General features: G+C 73.1%; 13 protein-coding genes. 6 read left to right on the forward strand and 7 right to left on the reverse strand.

Annotated elements, in window-relative coordinates:
* Window positions 1-46 precede the first annotated feature (46 nt).
* The 3 genes from infA to ABZ716_RS14850 all read right to left on the reverse strand — a co-directional run bounded on the left by infA (window position 47) and on the right by ABZ716_RS14850 (window position 3,079).
* Entirely contained in the window at window positions 47-268 is a 222-nt protein-coding gene (gene infA / locus ABZ716_RS14840) for a translation initiation factor IF-1 (protein WP_351890435.1), read from the reverse strand.
* A gap of 112 nt (window positions 269-380) precedes the next feature.
* Entirely contained in the window at window positions 381-2,372 is a 1,992-nt protein-coding gene (gene acs / locus ABZ716_RS14845) for an acetate--CoA ligase (protein ID WP_358959125.1), read from the reverse strand.
* Between the two features lie 35 nt (window positions 2,373-2,407).
* A complete protein-coding gene (locus ABZ716_RS14850) occupies window positions 2,408-3,079 on the reverse strand; it encodes an acetate uptake transporter (protein WP_358959127.1) in 672 nt (223 codons plus the stop codon).
* 514 nt (window positions 3,080-3,593) lie between these two features.
* Here ABZ716_RS14850 and ABZ716_RS14855 point away from each other — a divergent pair.
* Window positions 3,594-5,027: an amidohydrolase family protein gene (locus tag ABZ716_RS14855; RefSeq protein WP_358959129.1), complete on the forward strand. Its 1,434-nt coding sequence runs from the start codon at window positions 3,594-3,596 to the stop codon at window positions 5,025-5,027.
* Window positions 5,028-5,085: 58 nt separating this feature from the next.
* Here the strand turns inward: ABZ716_RS14855 and ABZ716_RS14860 are convergent, their stop codons facing one another.
* Window positions 5,086-5,826, reverse strand: a complete 741-nt coding sequence (locus ABZ716_RS14860) for a class I SAM-dependent methyltransferase (protein ID WP_358959131.1) — start codon at window positions 5,824-5,826, stop codon at window positions 5,086-5,088.
* A 235-nt stretch (window positions 5,827-6,061) separates the two neighbouring features.
* Here ABZ716_RS14860 and ABZ716_RS14865 point away from each other — a divergent pair, with 235 nt between their 5' ends.
* Together ABZ716_RS14865 and glpK are read left to right on the forward strand one after the other, a co-directional pair.
* Entirely contained in the window at window positions 6,062-6,910 is an 849-nt protein-coding gene (locus ABZ716_RS14865; protein ID WP_358810696.1) for an MIP/aquaporin family protein, read from the forward strand.
* 39 nt (window positions 6,911-6,949) lie between these two features.
* Window positions 6,950-8,467: a glycerol kinase GlpK gene (gene glpK / locus ABZ716_RS14870; RefSeq protein WP_351890421.1), complete on the forward strand. Its 1,518-nt coding sequence runs from the start codon at window positions 6,950-6,952 to the stop codon at window positions 8,465-8,467.
* Window positions 8,468-8,484: 17 nt separating this feature from the next.
* On the opposite strand, the gene ABZ716_RS14875 is transcribed toward glpK, so the two are convergent.
* The 3 genes from ABZ716_RS14875 to ABZ716_RS14885 form a co-directional block, all read right to left on the reverse strand.
* Window positions 8,485-9,687, reverse strand: a complete 1,203-nt coding sequence (locus ABZ716_RS14875) for an MFS transporter (RefSeq protein ID WP_358959133.1) — start codon at window positions 9,685-9,687, stop codon at window positions 8,485-8,487.
* 63 nt (window positions 9,688-9,750) lie between these two features.
* Window positions 9,751-11,058: a DegT/DnrJ/EryC1/StrS family aminotransferase gene (locus tag ABZ716_RS14880; protein ID WP_358810694.1), complete on the reverse strand. Its 1,308-nt coding sequence runs from the start codon at window positions 11,056-11,058 to the stop codon at window positions 9,751-9,753.
* Window positions 11,052-12,149: an NAD-dependent epimerase/dehydratase family protein gene (locus ABZ716_RS14885; protein ID WP_358810693.1), complete on the reverse strand. Its 1,098-nt coding sequence runs from the start codon at window positions 12,147-12,149 to the stop codon at window positions 11,052-11,054. The genes ABZ716_RS14880 and ABZ716_RS14885 overlap by 7 nt, the downstream gene beginning before the upstream one ends.
* Window positions 12,150-12,821: 672 nt before the next feature.
* On the opposite strand from ABZ716_RS14885, the gene ABZ716_RS14890 reads away from it, so the two are divergent.
* The 3 genes from ABZ716_RS14890 to ABZ716_RS14900 all read left to right on the forward strand — a co-directional run bounded on the left by ABZ716_RS14890 (window position 12,822) and on the right by ABZ716_RS14900 (window position 14,745).
* A complete protein-coding gene (locus ABZ716_RS14890; RefSeq protein ID WP_358959136.1) occupies window positions 12,822-14,006 on the forward strand; it encodes an acyl-CoA dehydrogenase in 1,185 nt (394 codons plus the stop codon).
* A gap of 43 nt (window positions 14,007-14,049) precedes the next feature.
* Window positions 14,050-14,508 carry an Rrf2 family transcriptional regulator gene (locus ABZ716_RS14895; protein ID WP_358810691.1) on the forward strand — a complete coding sequence of 153 codons (459 nt, stop codon included), beginning with the start codon at window positions 14,050-14,052 and terminating at the stop codon, window positions 14,506-14,508.
* A gap of 138 nt (window positions 14,509-14,646) precedes the next feature.
* On the forward strand, window positions 14,647-14,745 hold the full coding sequence (locus ABZ716_RS14900) for a putative leader peptide (RefSeq protein WP_351890405.1): 99 nt from the start codon (window positions 14,647-14,649) through the stop codon (window positions 14,743-14,745).
* Window positions 14,746-15,156: the final 411 nt, after the last annotated feature.

Consider the following 15,156-nt stretch of genomic DNA (forward strand, 5'->3'; position numbering starts at 1 on the left):
CGCCGACCGCCGGCCCGTGCTCCAGTCCCGCCCTGGAGTCGGCCGCTCAGCGGTACCGGTAGATGATCCGGCCGCGGGTGAGGTCGTAGGGGCTCAGTTCGACGAGCACCCGGTCCTCGGGGAGGATCTTGATGTAGTTCTTGCGGATCTTCCCGCTGATGTGCACGAGCGCCTGGTGCCCGTTCTGCAGCTGCACCTTGAAGTTCGCGTTGCGCAGGCACTCGACAACGGTGCCCTCGACCTCGATGCCCTTGGATACTTTCGGCAAAATCTCTCGTTTCTCGTGTTGTCCCGGTTCACGGCGCACGGTTGGTCCGCGACGGTGAACAGTCCGTGCTGACGTTACCCGGCGCGGGCTCCCGGTCCAACCACGTTTCGGGTCACTGCTCCTCGGCGTCGCCCTGTGCCGCGGGGAGCCGGCCCTTGATGACGTCCATGACGGAGCTGTCGGTGAGGGTGGTGACGTCACCGAGGCTGCGGTGGTCGGCGACGTCGCGCAGCAGGCGGCGCATGATCTTCCCGGAGCGGGTTTTCGGCAGCTCGGGCACCACCAGGATCTCCCGGGGCCGGGCGATGGGGCCGATCTCCCGTCCCACGTGGGCCCGCAGTTCGTCGGCGATGGCCCGGCCCCCGTCACCGCCAGCGTCCTCGCTGCCGTCGGTCGCGCCGGCGCGCAGGATGACGAACGCGACGATGCCCTGGCCGGTCGTCGGGTCCGCCGCGCCGACGACCGCCGCCTCGGCCACCTTGGGGTGCGAGACGAGTGCGGACTCGACCTCCGTGGTGGAGATCCGGTGCCCGGAGATGTTCATCACATCGTCGACCCGGCCGAGGAGCCAGATGTCACCGTCCTCGTCCTTCTTCGCGCCGTCCCCGGCGAAGTACCGGCCCGGGAACCGCGACCAGTAGGTGTCCAGATAGCGCTGCCGGTCGCCCCAGATGGTGCGCAGCATCGCCGGCCACGGTTCGGTGAGCACCAGGTAGCCGCCGCCCCCGTTCGGCACCGGGTCCCCGTGGTCGTCGACCACGTCCGCGGCGATGCCGGGCAGCGGGCCTAGCGCCGAGCCGGGCTTGCACACGCTGAGTCCCGGCAGCGGGCTGAGCATCTGCGCCCCGGTCTCCGTCTGCCACCAGGTGTCCACCACCGGGCAGCGGTCGCCGCCGATGACGCGCCGGTACCAGATCCACGCCTCGGGGTTGATCGGCTCGCCGACCGAGCCGATGATCCGCAGGCTGGTCAGGTCGAAGGCGGCGGGGATCTCCTCGCCCCACTTCATGAAGGTCCGGATGGCGGTCGGCGCGCAGTAGAGCAGGCTGACCCGGTACTTCTCGATGATCTCCCACCAGCGGCCCTGGTGCGGGGTGTCGGGGGTGCCCTCGTACATGACCGAGGTGGCGCCGTTGGCGAGGGGGCCGTAGACGATGTACGAGTGGCCGGTCACCCAGCCGATGTCGGCGGCGGTCCAGAACACGTCCCGTTCGGGTTTGAGGTCGAAGACGGCCCAGTGCGTCCAGGCGACCTGGGTCAGGTAGCCGCCGGAGGTGTGCAGGATGCCCTTGGGCTTCGCGGTGGTCCCCGAGGTGTACATGATGTACAGCGGGTGCTCGGCGTCGAAGGGCTGTGGCTCGTGGTGCGGGGACTGGCGGTCCACGAGCTCGTGCCACCACACGTCCCGGCCCTCCGTGAAGGGCACGTCCTGGCCCGTACGCCGCACCACGAGCACGCTGCGTACCTCGGGGCAGCCGGCCACGGCGCTGTCGACGGCGGGTTTCAGCGCGGCGGGGGCGCCCTTGCGGTAGCCGCCGTCGGCGGTGATCACCACGCGGGCGTCGCAGTCGAGGATGCGCCCGCGCAGGGCGTCGGCGGAGAAGCCGCCGAAGACGACGGTGTGCGGCGCCCCGATCCGGGCGCAGGCGAGCATGGCGACGGCCGTCTCCGGGATCATCGGCATGTAGATCGCGACCCGGTCGCCCTCCCGGACCCCCAGCTCGGTGAGGGCGTTGGCAGCCCGGCAGACCTCGTCCTGGAGCTGCGCGTAGGTGATCGTCCGGGTGTCGCCGGGCTCGCCCTCCCAGTGGAACGCGACCCGGTCGCCGTGGCCCTCGGCGACGTGCCGGTCCACGCAGTTGAAGGCGACGTTGAGGCGGCCGCCCGTGAACCAGCGGGCGAACGGCGCGTCCGACCAGTCGAGTACCTGGGTCCACGGTTCGGCCCAGTCGAGCGCGCGCGCCTGGGTCTCCCAGAAGGCGAGCCGGTCGTGCGCCGCCGCGCGCAGGGTGTCCTCCGTGACGTTGGCGGCGGCGGCGAGGTCCGGCGGCGGCGGGAAGCGGCGCTCTTCGTGGGACAGGTTGGACAGGGTCTGGTCGCTCATGGCCACTCCTCACTCCTCCGGCGGCGCCGCGGGAGTCACGGCCCCTGTTCCGGCCCGGCGGCGACAGGGCCGCCGAGCGGCCATACCGGCAGTACGGTGCGCCGGAACGTGCTGTTCGTGACGGTGGCGAACGAGGCGTACCAGGCGATCAGGGCGGTCAGCAGCCCCACCCAGCCGCCGGCCCGGGCCCAGCCGTCGGACTGGGTGAAGGCCGCGACGGTCAGCAGCAGGAAGGTCAGGCTCAGCGTGACGAACACCCCGAGGACCGCCCCGGTCGTGCGCGCCGCGGCGACCGTCATGTACACCGTGAAGATGGTCCAGGCCAGCAGGAACAGGCCGGTCGCCTGGTAGAGCTGGGGGACGCGCAGCAGGTGCGGGACCACGCTGCGGGCGAAGGCCCAGTAGGCCAGCCAGAAGCCCCCGAAGGAGGCGAACGCCGTCGCGGCGAAGGTGTTGCCGCGCCGGAACTCCCACATGCCGGCGAGGAGCTGGACGATGCCCCCGTAGAAGAGGGCGAGGGGCAGCACGACGGCCTCGACCGAGCGGTTGATCAGGCCGGCGTTGAACCAGCTCAGGACGAACGTGGTCATCGCGAAGGCCGCGAGCCCGAGCGCGCCCGGATCCGCGGTGGCCGCGGGGGGCGCCGGCGGGGCAGGCACCTTCGGGGGGAGACCGGATTCCGCTGCGTTGCGGCCGGAGACTTCCACGACGGCTCCTCTCTGACGGGCGCCGCCCGCGCCGGGCCCGCCCGCGCCCGTCCGGGGGCGCGACGCCAGGAGCCCGGCACGCCTCGTCGTGCGGCACCCGCTCGTCCGCGGCCCGCGCCGCCGTCCCGGCGGCCCGCCACCGCATGCTGCACCTTTCCCGCAGGAACCAGCCCAAACAGGCCATACCGGACCCGCTCCGGCGGCCGGCGGCGACGGGCGGCGGCCGCCGCGTCACGCACCCGCCGGATCGCGACGGCCGCCCGGCCCGGCGGCGCGGGCGCCGTGGCACGTACCGCACCCGCCCGTAGCCCCCTCGACCCCGCCCGTCACAACGCCCCCACCGGGAACGCAAGCGGGCTGACATGCAGTCACTTCGGAAAAACTTTTCCGCTGACGCCTATCGAATGGCCACCGGCTGGGAATGCTGCGGGTGCTCTCCCGCCCCGGCCCGACGTCCCGTCAGCGTCCCGCCCGGGCGGGCCTTCCGTTCACAGCTCTCGGGAGGTAACACGCCATGCAGTCCACCCCCACCGCCCCCGCGGCCCCCACCCGCCGCGGCCTGCTCGCCGGGCTCGGTCTGGCGGCCACCGCCCCGCTCCTCCTCGGCTCCGCACCCCGCCCCGCCGGCCTGGACCAGCCCGCGCGGCCACCGGTCCAGGCCGGAGGCCGGACGATCCTGCTCCGCAGCGCCTCCCTGGTCCTCACCATGGACCCCGCCCTCGGCAGCGGCCCCCTCGGCGCCGTGGAGAACGCCGACGTCCTGATGCGCGGGGGTGCCGTCGCCGCCGTCGGCCCGGCGCTCGCGGCGCCGGCCGGCTCCTGGGTGGTGGACGCCTCGGGCAAGCTGGTCATGCCGGGGTTCGTCGACACCCACAACCACCTCTGGCAGGCGATGATCCGCGGCGGCTGCACCGACCGGGACCTCTTCGGCTGGTTCCGGGCGTGCACCGACCCGCAGCGCGGCCTGCTGACCCCCGAGGCCCTCCACAGCTTCGTACGGCTCGCCGCCCTCGATGCCGTGCAGTCGGGCGTGACCACGCTCGTGGACTGGGTGGACATCTTCTCGTACGACCTCGTCGAGAGCTACGTACGGGCTCTGGCGGGCACCGGGCTGCGGTTCACGTACGCCCTGTACCCCCCGGCCCCCGACGGGGCGCTGGCCGCGAAGGTGAAGCGGGAGCTCGTCGACCCGGTGCCGCTCGGCTCCTTCCAGATCGCCACGCACGCGGCGCGGGCCGCCGAGTCCGCCAACCGCGCCCACTGGGAGACCGCCCAGGAGCTGGGGGTGATGCTCAACTCCCATGTGCTGGAACGCCCCGAGATGCGGGCCGACGATCCCGTCGGCGTGCTCGCGGACATCGGCGCCCTGGGTCCCCGGCTCCTGATGAACCACGCGGTGCACCTCTCGGACGCGGAGATCGCCGCCGTCGCCGAACACGACGTACGGCTGGCCCACTGTCCGCTCAGCAACATGCGGCTGGCCTCCGGCATCATGCGGCTGTCCGACCTCGGACGCAGGGGGGTCAAGGTCGGGCTCGGCCTGGACGGCGGGACCGACGACACCTCCGACTTCCACGCGCTGATGAAGACGGCCGTCGGCCTGCAACGTGCCCGTACCACCGACGCCACGGTCTTCCCGCAGGTGCGGGACGTGCTGCGGATGGCCACCCTGGGCGGGGCCGAGGTCCTCGGCCTCGCCGACCGGGTAGGCTCCCTGACCCCCGGCAAGCGGGCCGACCTGCTGGTCATCGATCCGGCCGCCCTCAACTTCGCGCCCCGCTTCGACTGGACTGGGCAGATCGTGTTCAACGGGCGCCCCGAGAACATCGAGGCGGTGTTCGTGGACGGCCGGCCCCTGAAGCTCGGGGGCCGGCTGGTCGACGTGGACACGGCGCGGGTGGTGCGCGAGGCCGAGGCGGCCGCCACCCGGCTGCGCGCCGCGGGTTAGCCGACGGGGGCGGGGCCGTGGCGGCCCCGCCCCCGTACGCCCCTCTGCCGTCCAGGCGTCAGGCGGTGCAGCGGATCATCGTCAGCGGCGGGTTCGAGGCGTGGTCCGCCCAGAACTCCTCGCCGAACTTCTCCACCCCGGCCCGGGCGATCTCCAGCGGGACCCACTCGACGCCGGTGAACCCGGCGGCCTCCAGGGTGCGTTCGTACGTCTCCTTCGACGGGACGACGGCCTCGAAGGACACCGGCGGGTCCAGCAGGGCGGTGAGGCGGATGCCCCGCCCGATCTCGTTGTCCTTGCCGGTCGCCTCGCACAGGAACCCGTACTTCTCCAGCGACGGGCCCTCGAAGTCGAACGCCGGGTCCATCACGAACAGGAAGAAGGCACCGCCGGGTACCACGCTGCGGCGGATGCGGTGCATCATCCGCTCGATCTCGGCGACATCGGCCGCGTAGTTGAACGCCTGCACGGCGATGGCGACGTCGAAGGGCTCGCCGAACTCCCGCAGGGTGGCCGTGTCGGCGACCTCGTAGTCGATGCCCAGGGGCTCGGCCCGTTCGATCGCGAAGGCCGCGTCGACCATGGCGCCGGAGATGTCGAACCCGAGGACCCGGGACGCGCCGCGCCGCCTGAGCTCGCGGCTGTAGAACCCGGTACCGCAGGCGATGTCGAGCACGGACTTGCCGGTGACGTCCCCGACCAGGGCGAGGAAGCTCGGCACCTCGCCGTAGCGGATGACCGGCAGGGTCTTGAAGCCCTCGAACGCTTCCCCGATGCCGTCGTACAACTGACCACTCATCGTGGTTCCCCCTCGATTTGTGGCGTCGGCTCCCATGACGAGCCGCGGCCTTCGAGGAGAGTCTCCTGTGCCGTGCGCGGGACGTCGCACTGGCGGAACGTACGAAGATCACGGGGGCTCCTCCGCGATGGCTCCAACGCCTCCCCGCGCCCGATGCCGCGACCCGTCTTACGATGGCCGCAGAGGACTCGGGGCAGTCGACGGCCGGTCTGTGGCCGGCGGGAAGCGGGCACCCATGGCTGAGCGGCTCAAGAAGTCAGGGCTGATCGGCGAGCTCTCGGCGGAGTTCGCCGGGACCATGATTCTCATCCTCTTCGGTGTCGGCGTGGTGGCCCAGGTGGTCGCCGGCGGCGGCCTCACCACTCCACCGGGGGGACTGGGCAACCACGACAGCATCGCCTGGGCCTGGGGCCTCGGCGTCACCCTCGGCGTCTACGTCGCCGCCCGGCTGAGCGGCGCGCATCTGAACCCCGCCGTGACCGTCGCGCTGGCGGCCTTCAAGGGGTTCCCGTGGAGCCGCGTCGCCCCGTACGCGCTGGCCCAGACGGCCGGCGCCTTCGTGGCCGCCCTCATCGTGCGGTGGAACTACTGCGAGGCGCTGGCGAAGTTCGATCCCACGCACACCATCAAGACGCAGGGCGTGTTCTCCACGCTGCCGGCCAACGGCAATCCGAACCTGCCGGTCACCGAGTGGGGAGCGCTGCGCGACCAGATCATCGGCACCGCGATCCTCCTGCTGCTGATCCTGGCGGTCACGGACCTGCTGAACACTCCCCCCGGCGCCAACCTGGGCCCGTTCATCGTCGGCCTCATCGTGGTGGCGATCGGCATGGCCTGGGGCACCGACGCGGGCTATGCCATCAACCCGGCGCGTGACTTCGGTCCCCGGCTGGCGAGCTTCCTCACGGGATACGGCGGCGCCTGGCGCGACCAGTACGGGAACTTCTACTTCTGGGTGCCGATCGTCGGTCCGCTGATCGGCGGTCTGCTGGGAGCGGGTCTGTACAAGTTCTTCATCGGCCGGTTCCTGCCGACCGCCGAGCCCGAGCCGCCCGGACGCGTGCCGGCCCCGGACGAGAGCTGATCCGACCCGCAGCACGCACCCGAGAGAGGCGGCAACCCCATGGCTGACTTCGTCGGCGCAGTGGACCAGGGCACCACCAGCACCCGTTTCATGATCTTCGACCATGCGGGCAACGAGGTGGCCCGGCACCAGCTGGAGCACTCGCAGATCCTGCCCCGCTCGGGGTGGGTCGAGCACGACCCGGTCGAGATCTGGGAGCGCACCAACTCCGTGATCCAGAACGCCCTGCGGCACGGAAACCTTTCCGCGACCGATCTGGCGGCCATCGGCATCACCAACCAGCGGGAGACGACCGTCGTCTGGGACCCGCGCACCGGCCGCCCCTACTACAACGCCATCGTCTGGCAGGACACTCGGACCGACTCCATCGCCGCGGCGCTGGACCGCTCGGGCCAGGGCGACGTCATCCGGCGCAAGGCCGGGCTGCCGCCGGCGACGTACTTCTCCGGCGGCAAGATCCAGTGGATCCTGGAGAACGTCGAGGGGGTCCGCGAGGCCGCCGAGCAGGGCCACGCCCTCTTCGGCAACACGGACTGCTGGGTCCTGTGGAACCTCACCGGCGGCCCCGACGGCGGCATCCACGCCACCGACGTCACCAACGCCAGCCGCACCATGCTCATGGACCTGGAGACCCTCGACTGGGACGAGGAGCTCCTGGGCTTCTTCGGCGTGCCCCGGGCGATGCTGCCGGCCATCCACCCCTCCTCCCACCCCGAGGCGTTCGGGCAGGCCCGCACCTCCCGGCCGCTGCGGGCCGCCATCCCCATCACCGGGGTGCTCGGCGACCAGCAGGCGGCCACCGTCGGCCAGGTCTGCTACGCCCCGGGCGAGGCGAAGAACACCTACGGCACCGGCAACTTCCTGGTACTCAACACGGGTACGGAACTGGTCCGCTCCCAGCACGGCCTCCTGACCACGGTGGCCTACCAGTTCGCGGGCCAGCCGGCGGTCTACGCCCTGGAGGGCTCCATCGCCGTCACCGGTTCCGCGGTGCAGTGGCTGCGCGACCAGCTGAAGATCATCAGCGATGCCGCCGAGACCGAACGCCTGGCCTCCACCGTCGAGGACAGCGGCGGCATCTACTTCGTGCCCGCCTTCTCCGGCCTGTTCGCCCCGTACTGGCGCTCCGACGCCCGCGGCGCGATCGTCGGGCTGGCCCGCTACCACGACAACGGCCACCTGGCCCGGGCGACGCTGGAGGCCATCTGCTACCAGAGCCGCGATGTGGTGGAGGCCATGGAGCAGGACTCCGGGGTCCATCTGGACGTGCTCAAGGTGGACGGCGGTGTCACGGCCAACGACCTGTGCATGCAGATCCAGGCCGATGTCCTGGGCGTCCCCGTCAGCCGTCCGGTCGTGGCCGAGACGACCGCGCTGGGCGCCGCCTACGCCGCCGGCCTGGCGACTGGCTTCTGGCGGGACACCGACGAACTGCGCACCCACTGGCAGGAGTCCAAGCGCTGGCAGCCCCAGTGGTCCGAGGAGCAGCGTGCGGAGGGTTACGCGGGCTGGAAGAAGGCGGTGGAGCGGACCCTGGACTGGGCCACGGTGGAGTAGCCGCCGGGGAAGGGACGTCAGGGGCGGCGGAGGCGGGTCGCCAGGACCGCCATCGCCGCCATCAGCGCGGGCAGGACCAGCATCGCCCAGCGCAGGCTCGATGCCTCCGCGAGCGCCCCGATGACCGGCGGCCCCGCGAGGAAGCCGACGTACCCCACCGCCGAGACGGCGGCGAGGGAGGAGCCGGTCCGCTCGGGCCACAGGGCGGCGGCGTGGGCGAAGACGAGCGGGATGACCGCGGCCAGTCCCAGCCCCAGCAGGGCGTAGCCGACGAACCCGGCCGCGGTGGTCGCGTCGAGGATGGGGACGAGGGCTCCGGCGCCGGCCAGCGCCGCGCACAGGAGCGTGAAGCGGACGGTGCCGAGGCGGGTCCGCAGCCGGTCGGCGGTGAGGCGGCCGAGGACCATGCCCGCGGAGAAGACGGCGTACCCCAGGCCGGCCGCGCCCGCTGAGGCGCCGGTCTCCTCCTTCAGGTACACCGCCCCCCAGTCGTTCACCACCCCTTCCCCCATCAGCGCGCAGAACGCCACCAGCCCGGGGACCCACAGCCCCGGTCCGGGCAGGGCGAACAGGGGGTCCTTGCGGGCGGCCGCCGCGGCGGCCCGCGGCGGGTCGGGAGCCAGGGCGGTGGCCGCGGCCCCCGCCACCACCAGCAGGACGAGGGCCGCCACCCTGAAGTGCGTCCGGACGCCGACCCCGGCGGAGGCCGCCAGGCCCCCCGCCGTGGCGCCGGCGATGCCCCCGAGGCTGAACATGGCGTGGAAGCCGCCCAGCACCGGCCGCCCGTAGGCCCGTTCGACGAGGACGCCCTGGGTGTTCATGGCGACGTCGACGGCCGTGTTGCCGCAGGCGAACACGGCCAGCGCGGCCGTCAGCACGGCGAGGTCCGGGACGAGGGGCAGGCTGACGAGGGCGCCGAGGTAGGCGGCCATGCCCAGGCACAGGACCGTACGGCTGCCGTACCGGGCCACCAGACCGCCGACCAGCGGGAGCCCGAGGAACGCGCCCCCGCTCAGCCCGACGAGGGCCACGGCCAGTTCCCCGGCGGACAGCCCCAGCCGCTCCTGCACGGCGGGGACCCGGGCCGCCCAGGTCGCGAACGCGGCTCCGGTGACGAAGAAGACCGCGCAGACCGCCAGCCGCATCGTCCGCGGATCGCGGCCCCGGTCACGGGTGGCCCCTGCCGTCCGCCGGCCCAGGGCCCCGGGCTCGTTGCGCATCTGCGTCCGTCCCCTTGTCGTTCGTTCCCGCGTTCTTCCTGCGTTCTTCCTGCGTCCTGAGGGTCAGCTCGCCGTATCCGCCGTCCGCCGGGTCAGGGCGATCAGCGCCTGGCGCTCCTCGACAAGGACCTTGTACAGCACATCGGCATAGCGCCGCATGGTCCGTACGTCGTTGGGCGGCCCGAAGGAGCTGAAGCTCTGCCCGAGCACCAGGCGGCGCAGGCAGATGTCCTCGCTGACGGGGTACTGGGCGGGATCGTAGGTGTGGCCGGGGCTGGCGTGTCCGCAGCTCCAGGGGCAGCCACGGCCGTAGCCGCGCAGTTCCCGGAACAGCGTCTGGCCGGGTACCGGCTGCGGCTGCCAGCGCATGATGCCCAGCCCCTCGGCGCTGACGGCCTGGGCGAGGGCGTCGCGGAAGGCGGCGACGGGGAGGCCGTCGAGTCCGAGTTCCTCGGGCATGACCAGCAGCGGATAGAAGAAGTAGACGTGCGTGCGGTCCTCGGGGACGGCCGGGGTGCGGATGCCGGGCACGCCCGCCAGCGCCCGGGTGAGCGCCGCGCCGTTGGCCTGCCGGACGAGGGACATCTGCGACAGCCGGGTGAGCTGGGAGCGGGCGAAGGCGGCGGCGAGGACGTCGATGCGGTAGTTCCAGCCCATGATGCGGGCGTTGTAGTCGCGGCTCTGGCCCGGGAGTTCCTCGCCGAACATCAGCACGCGCCGCGCCAGCCGGTGCTGCTCCTCGTCGCGGGTGGCGAACAGGCCGCCCTCGCCGAGGGCCGAAAGGGTCTTGGACCCGTTGAGGCTGGCACCGCTCATGGTGCCGAGGGATCCGACCGGGCGGCCCCGGTACTCGGCGCCGTGGGCCTGGGAGGCGTCCTCGATGAGGACCAGTCCGTGGCGGTCCGCGATGGCCCGCAGGGCGTCGTGGTCGGCGGGGAGCCCGTTGAGGTCCACGGCGACGATGGCGCGGGTGCGGTCGGTGATCCGCTCCTCGACCAGGGCCGGGTCGATGTTGAAGGTGTCGCGGTCGGTGTCGACGAACACCGGGATGGCGTTGGCCTGGAGGACGCAGGAGGCGGAGGCGAGGAAGGTGTCGGCCGGTACGAGGACCTCGTCGCCCGGTTCCACCCCGGCGGCCGCGATCGCCATGTGGAGGGCCGCGGTACCGGAGTTGGCGGCGAGGACGTAGGGCATGCCGGTGAACTCGGCCCATGCCTCCTCCAGCTCGGTCACCGTACGCATGGGCCAGTGCCAGGGGGTCGCCTGGTCGAGCGCGTCGAGTACGGCCTTGCGGTCGGCGTCGGCGATCTGCGGCCAGGGGGCGGGCTCGTGGCCGGCGAGCAGCGGGGTACCTCCGTCGACGGCTAGCACGTCGGTGCCTCCTCACGGGCCCCGAGGGCGGCGGCCGGCGTGAGCCGGCGGCGGGCGGGGGGCTCACGCCGGAACACCGCCCGGGCGGAGGGGATCTCGGGGAAGGGGCCGAGCAGTCCGGCCAGGCCCGCCAGTCCCTCGGCGAGGGTGACGCGCGGGGAGAAGCCCAGCCCCCGCAGCCGGCTGACGTCGGCGAGGAGGGTGAAGCTGTCGGCCAGGCTGGAGGTGTCGGCGTCCAGCAGCGCCGGGCGTCCGGTGGCCGCGCCGACCGCGTCGGCCAGCTCGCGCATCGAGACGGCGGTGCCGGTGCCCAGGTTGTAGGTCTCGCCGTCGGCGCCGCGGGCGGCCAGGGTCACCAGGGCCCGGCACAGGTCTTCGACGTGGATGAAGTCGCGGCGCTTGCGGTCGATGTCCCCGACGACGGGGATGGGCTGCTCGTTGAGGTGCCAGCGCAGGAACTGCGAGACCTCCCCGCCGGCCCGGCGCGGGTCCTCGCCGGGGCCGTAGACGACGAAGGACCGGCCGATGACCACGGGCAGCCCGGCCGTGGCGTGCAGGCTGCGCAGGGTCAGTTCGCCCGACAGCTTCGAGGCCCCGTACGGCAGGAAGGGCTGGGTGGGGTGGTCCTCGCGGATCGGGCTCTGGAGCGGGGTTCCGTAGACGATGGCGGAGGAGAGGTAGACGAGGCGGCCGACGCCCAGTTCCAGGCAGGCGGTGCCGACGTTGCAGGTGCCGAGGGCGTTGAGCTGGAAGTCGCGGCGAGGGTCGGCCACCGACTCGGTGCCGCTGGCGTTGCCCGCCAGGTGGAAGACGGCGTCGGCGGCCTGCAGCGCCAGCAGGGTCTCGCCGTAGTCGCGCAGGTCGGCGCGGATGTGGCGGACGCCGGGGAGGTCGGCGAGGCCCGGGGGAAGGGGCGCGTGGTCGACGACGGTGACCTTGCGGGACAGCAGGCTGAGCGCGGTGACGAGGTGGCGGCCGACGAAACCGGCTCCACCGGTGACGGCCACTTCCTCGTAGAAGGGTTCGGGGGGTTCGGGGGTTGCGTCGGGTCCGGCGGTGTCGGGGCCGTGGTGCACGATCGCTCCGTTCACGGTTCGAGGCGTGGGGACGTCAGGCGCGGGGCGGGCATCTGACCGGCGGTCACCCGGGGCGCACCCGTCCGTCGGCGCGCACCTGGTGGTGTGCGCTGCGGCGGTGCTCTTCGACCCTGGCCCGATCTCACAGTGATGCTCACGCACCTGATCGGTTACGGCTCGACCAGTTCACCACGATTCCTCCCCGGCGGCGCAAGGGGTGCCGGGGAGACTGGCCGAGACTGCCCGCCACCCGGCCGCCCGGCGGCAAGAAGAGCGGAAGCGGTATGTTTTGCTGATCGCCGAGCCCGGACGGGGACGTTCCGCCCGAACCGGAAGCAGGGGGAGCATGTCCGGCGGTGCGGCCCGGATGGCTGGTTCCCCGGGCTGCGCCGCAGGTCCGCGACGGTGGGCATCCAGGTGAACTCACCTCGGCCGTACGGCGTCTGACGGGGGCTCGCGCGGTACTGCGGGTCACCCTCAAGCGGAACACCACCGCGCTGACCTGCGTCGTCTCGTAGGCCAAGATCGCGTGGTCCACCATACGGTCAGCCCCTTGCCGGGAGACCGCACCCGGGCAAGTATTCCTATCAATCCGATGGGAAAAGTGGGGATAGGGCGCCGTCTTCCTTCCCGCGCACTCCCCCGCGCCGGCCCGGCGCCACCCGACAACGTCCCGGAGCAGCCGACATGACCACCGCCGTTCCTTCCGACGCACGGCGCCGTGCGCTGCTGCGCACCGCCCGCGACGTGGCGGACGACCTCGCCGCGGACGCCATCGCCCGCGACCAGGCGGGCAGGCCGCCGGCCGACGAGACGGCCCGGCTGCGCGAGGCCGGCCTGCCGGCCGCCCTCACCCCGCCCCGCCCGGACCGCGGGGCGGACTGGCGCACCGGGTGCGCCGTCATCCGGGAGATCGCCACGGCGGACGGCTCGGTGGGCGAGCTGCTCGCCCGGCACTACGTCCACACCTGGAGCGGCCGCTTCTACGCGACCGGCCCGCGCGCCACGGCCCTGGAGGAGGAGTCGGTCCGCGAACAGTGGCTGTGGACCGGGGCCGTGAACGGCCCCGACTCCGAGGAGGAGGCCGGCCGGCCGGGCCTGCGACTGAGGCCGCGTACCTCGGGCTACGTCCTGGACGGGCGCCGGCCCGTGGACACCGCGCTGGCCGTCGCCGACCAGCTCGTGGTGGACGCCGCCTGCTCCGCGACGGGTGACGTCCTGGTGGTAAGGATCCCGGCCGGCACACGGGGCCTGGCCTTCGAACCGGCCCGCGACCGGCTCGGCCAGCGCGTCGCCGGAGCGGGCGAGGCCGTCTTCGACGGGGTCGCCGTCCCGCCCGGGCAGGTGCTGGGCCGGCGGCCGTACGACGAGGAGTCGGCCACGCCCTTCACCGAGCTGGCCGAGCCGGCGCTGCGGCTCGCCCTGTGCCACGTCGGCCTCGGGATCGCCGAAGGCGCCCTCGTCGAAGCGCGCGACCTCAGCAGGAGCGGGCGCGCCCACCGGCTGCCCGGGGAGGACCCGGACCTCTTCCTGGCGTACGGGGAACTGGCCTCCGCCGCCCAGACGGCGACCGCCGTCGTCGAGCGGGCCACGGAGGTGATGGCGCGGGCCCTCGACGCCGGCGCCCGGCTCGACGGGGAGGAACCGGCCGGCGTGGCCGCCCTGGTGGCCACGGCCGAGACGGTGACCTCGAAGGCCGCCCTGCACATCACCGCCCGGGTGCTGGAGTTCGCCGACGCCCCCGGCCTGGACCGGTTCTGGCGCAACGCCCGCGTCCTGACCTCCCAGCGCCCGGCCGTCCACCGGCTGCGGTCCATCGGCGAGCACTACCTCAACGGCACCCACCGCGCGGTGGCGGCGGCCTTCCGCTGAGGCGCGGGGCGCCCGCTCCCGGGCCGTACGGGATAATGCCCGTATGCGGATCTCAGCCAGGGCGGACTACGCGGTACGTGCCGCACTGCAGCTCGCCGCGTCCCAGGAGGACGGCCCCCTGAAGGCCGAGGCCATCGCCGCCGCCCAGGACATCCCGCACAAGTTCCTCGAGGGAATCCTCAACGACATGCGCCGGGGCGGTCTCGTCCTCAGCCAGCGCGGCGGCAACGGGGGCTACCGCCTGGCCAGGCCCGCCGGAGCCATCAGCATCGCGGACGTCATCCGTGTCGTGGACGGGCCGCTGGTCTCGGTGCGCGGCGTCCGCCCGCCGGACCTCTCCTACACCGGTCCCGCCGAGTCGTTGCTGCCGCTGTGGATCGCGCTGCGGGCCCATGTACGCGAAATCCTCGACGGGGTCTCCCTCGCCGACGTCGCCACCCGCGACCTGCCGGCCGAGGTGTCCGCCCTCGCCGAAGCCCCGGGCGCCTGGACCAACCCCTGAGCACCCCGTCCCACCTGGCCCTTCTCGGATCGTAAGACATCGGCGTCCGACATGTGGGCAGCCTCTTGGGGCCGGTCTCCCGGTCTGCCAAGATGCCTACCAACCAGGTAGGGAAACTAGGAATAAGGGGAGGCAACCTTGCGCGCACCGCAGCAGGCGGGCCTGGCCCTGCCCCTGACCTCCCGTCGGCACATCGATCTGGTCCGTACGTCCAGCGCCATCTGTCAGCCCGCCTGACCCGTTCACCGGCCGCCCGGCCCCCCGGCCGCAGCGCCGCCGGGGCGCCGCCCGCGCGGCCCGCCCGGTGGACGCCCCGGCCCGGTAGTCCCCTGGGCCCGTCCGGCTGCCCGGCCCTCCGCCGCACCCCGCCGCTGACGGCCCGGAGCGGATACCGCACGCGTACCGATGGCCGTCGTCCGGCCGCCCTGCCGCGGTTTCCCGCACCCGCTTCCCGAATCCATCCCCCGAAAGGACACGTCCGTGTCTGCCGCCAGATCGCTCGTCTCCCTCCGCGTCATCGCCGCCACCGCCGCGCTGCCCCTGCTGCTCACCGCCTGCGGTTACGGCTCCGAGGGGCAGAAGGACGAGCCGAAGGCGGCGAACGCCGCCGCCGACGCGGGCAAGAAGCTCTCCGCGTCCGAGGTCCGC

Source organism: Streptomyces sp. NPDC006687, assembly GCF_040636215.1.
Taxonomy (GTDB): domain Bacteria; phylum Actinomycetota; class Actinomycetes; order Streptomycetales; family Streptomycetaceae; genus Streptomyces.

Excerpts from the sequence above, each read along its gene's own strand:
- ABZ716_RS14855 (WP_358959129.1), top strand. The coding sequence starts at position 3,594 with ATGCAGTCCACCCCCACCGCCCCCGCGGCCCCCACCCGCCGCGGCCTG.
- ABZ716_RS14860 (WP_358959131.1), bottom strand. The coding sequence starts at position 5,826 with ATGAGTGGTCAGTTGTACGACGGCATCGGGGAAGCGTTCGAGGGCTTC.
- glpK (WP_351890421.1), top strand. The coding sequence starts at position 6,950 with ATGGCTGACTTCGTCGGCGCAGTGGACCAGGGCACCACCAGCACCCGT.
- ABZ716_RS14875 (WP_358959133.1), bottom strand. The coding sequence starts at position 9,687 with ATGCGCAACGAGCCCGGGGCCCTGGGCCGGCGGACGGCAGGGGCCACC.
- ABZ716_RS14890 (WP_358959136.1), top strand. The coding sequence starts at position 12,822 with ATGACCACCGCCGTTCCTTCCGACGCACGGCGCCGTGCGCTGCTGCGC.
- ABZ716_RS14895 (WP_358810691.1), top strand. The coding sequence starts at position 14,050 with ATGCGGATCTCAGCCAGGGCGGACTACGCGGTACGTGCCGCACTGCAG.
- ABZ716_RS14865 (WP_358810696.1), top strand. The coding sequence starts at position 6,062 with ATGGCTGAGCGGCTCAAGAAGTCAGGGCTGATCGGCGAGCTCTCGGCG.
- acs (WP_358959125.1), bottom strand. The coding sequence starts at position 2,372 with ATGAGCGACCAGACCCTGTCCAACCTGTCCCACGAAGAGCGCCGCTTC.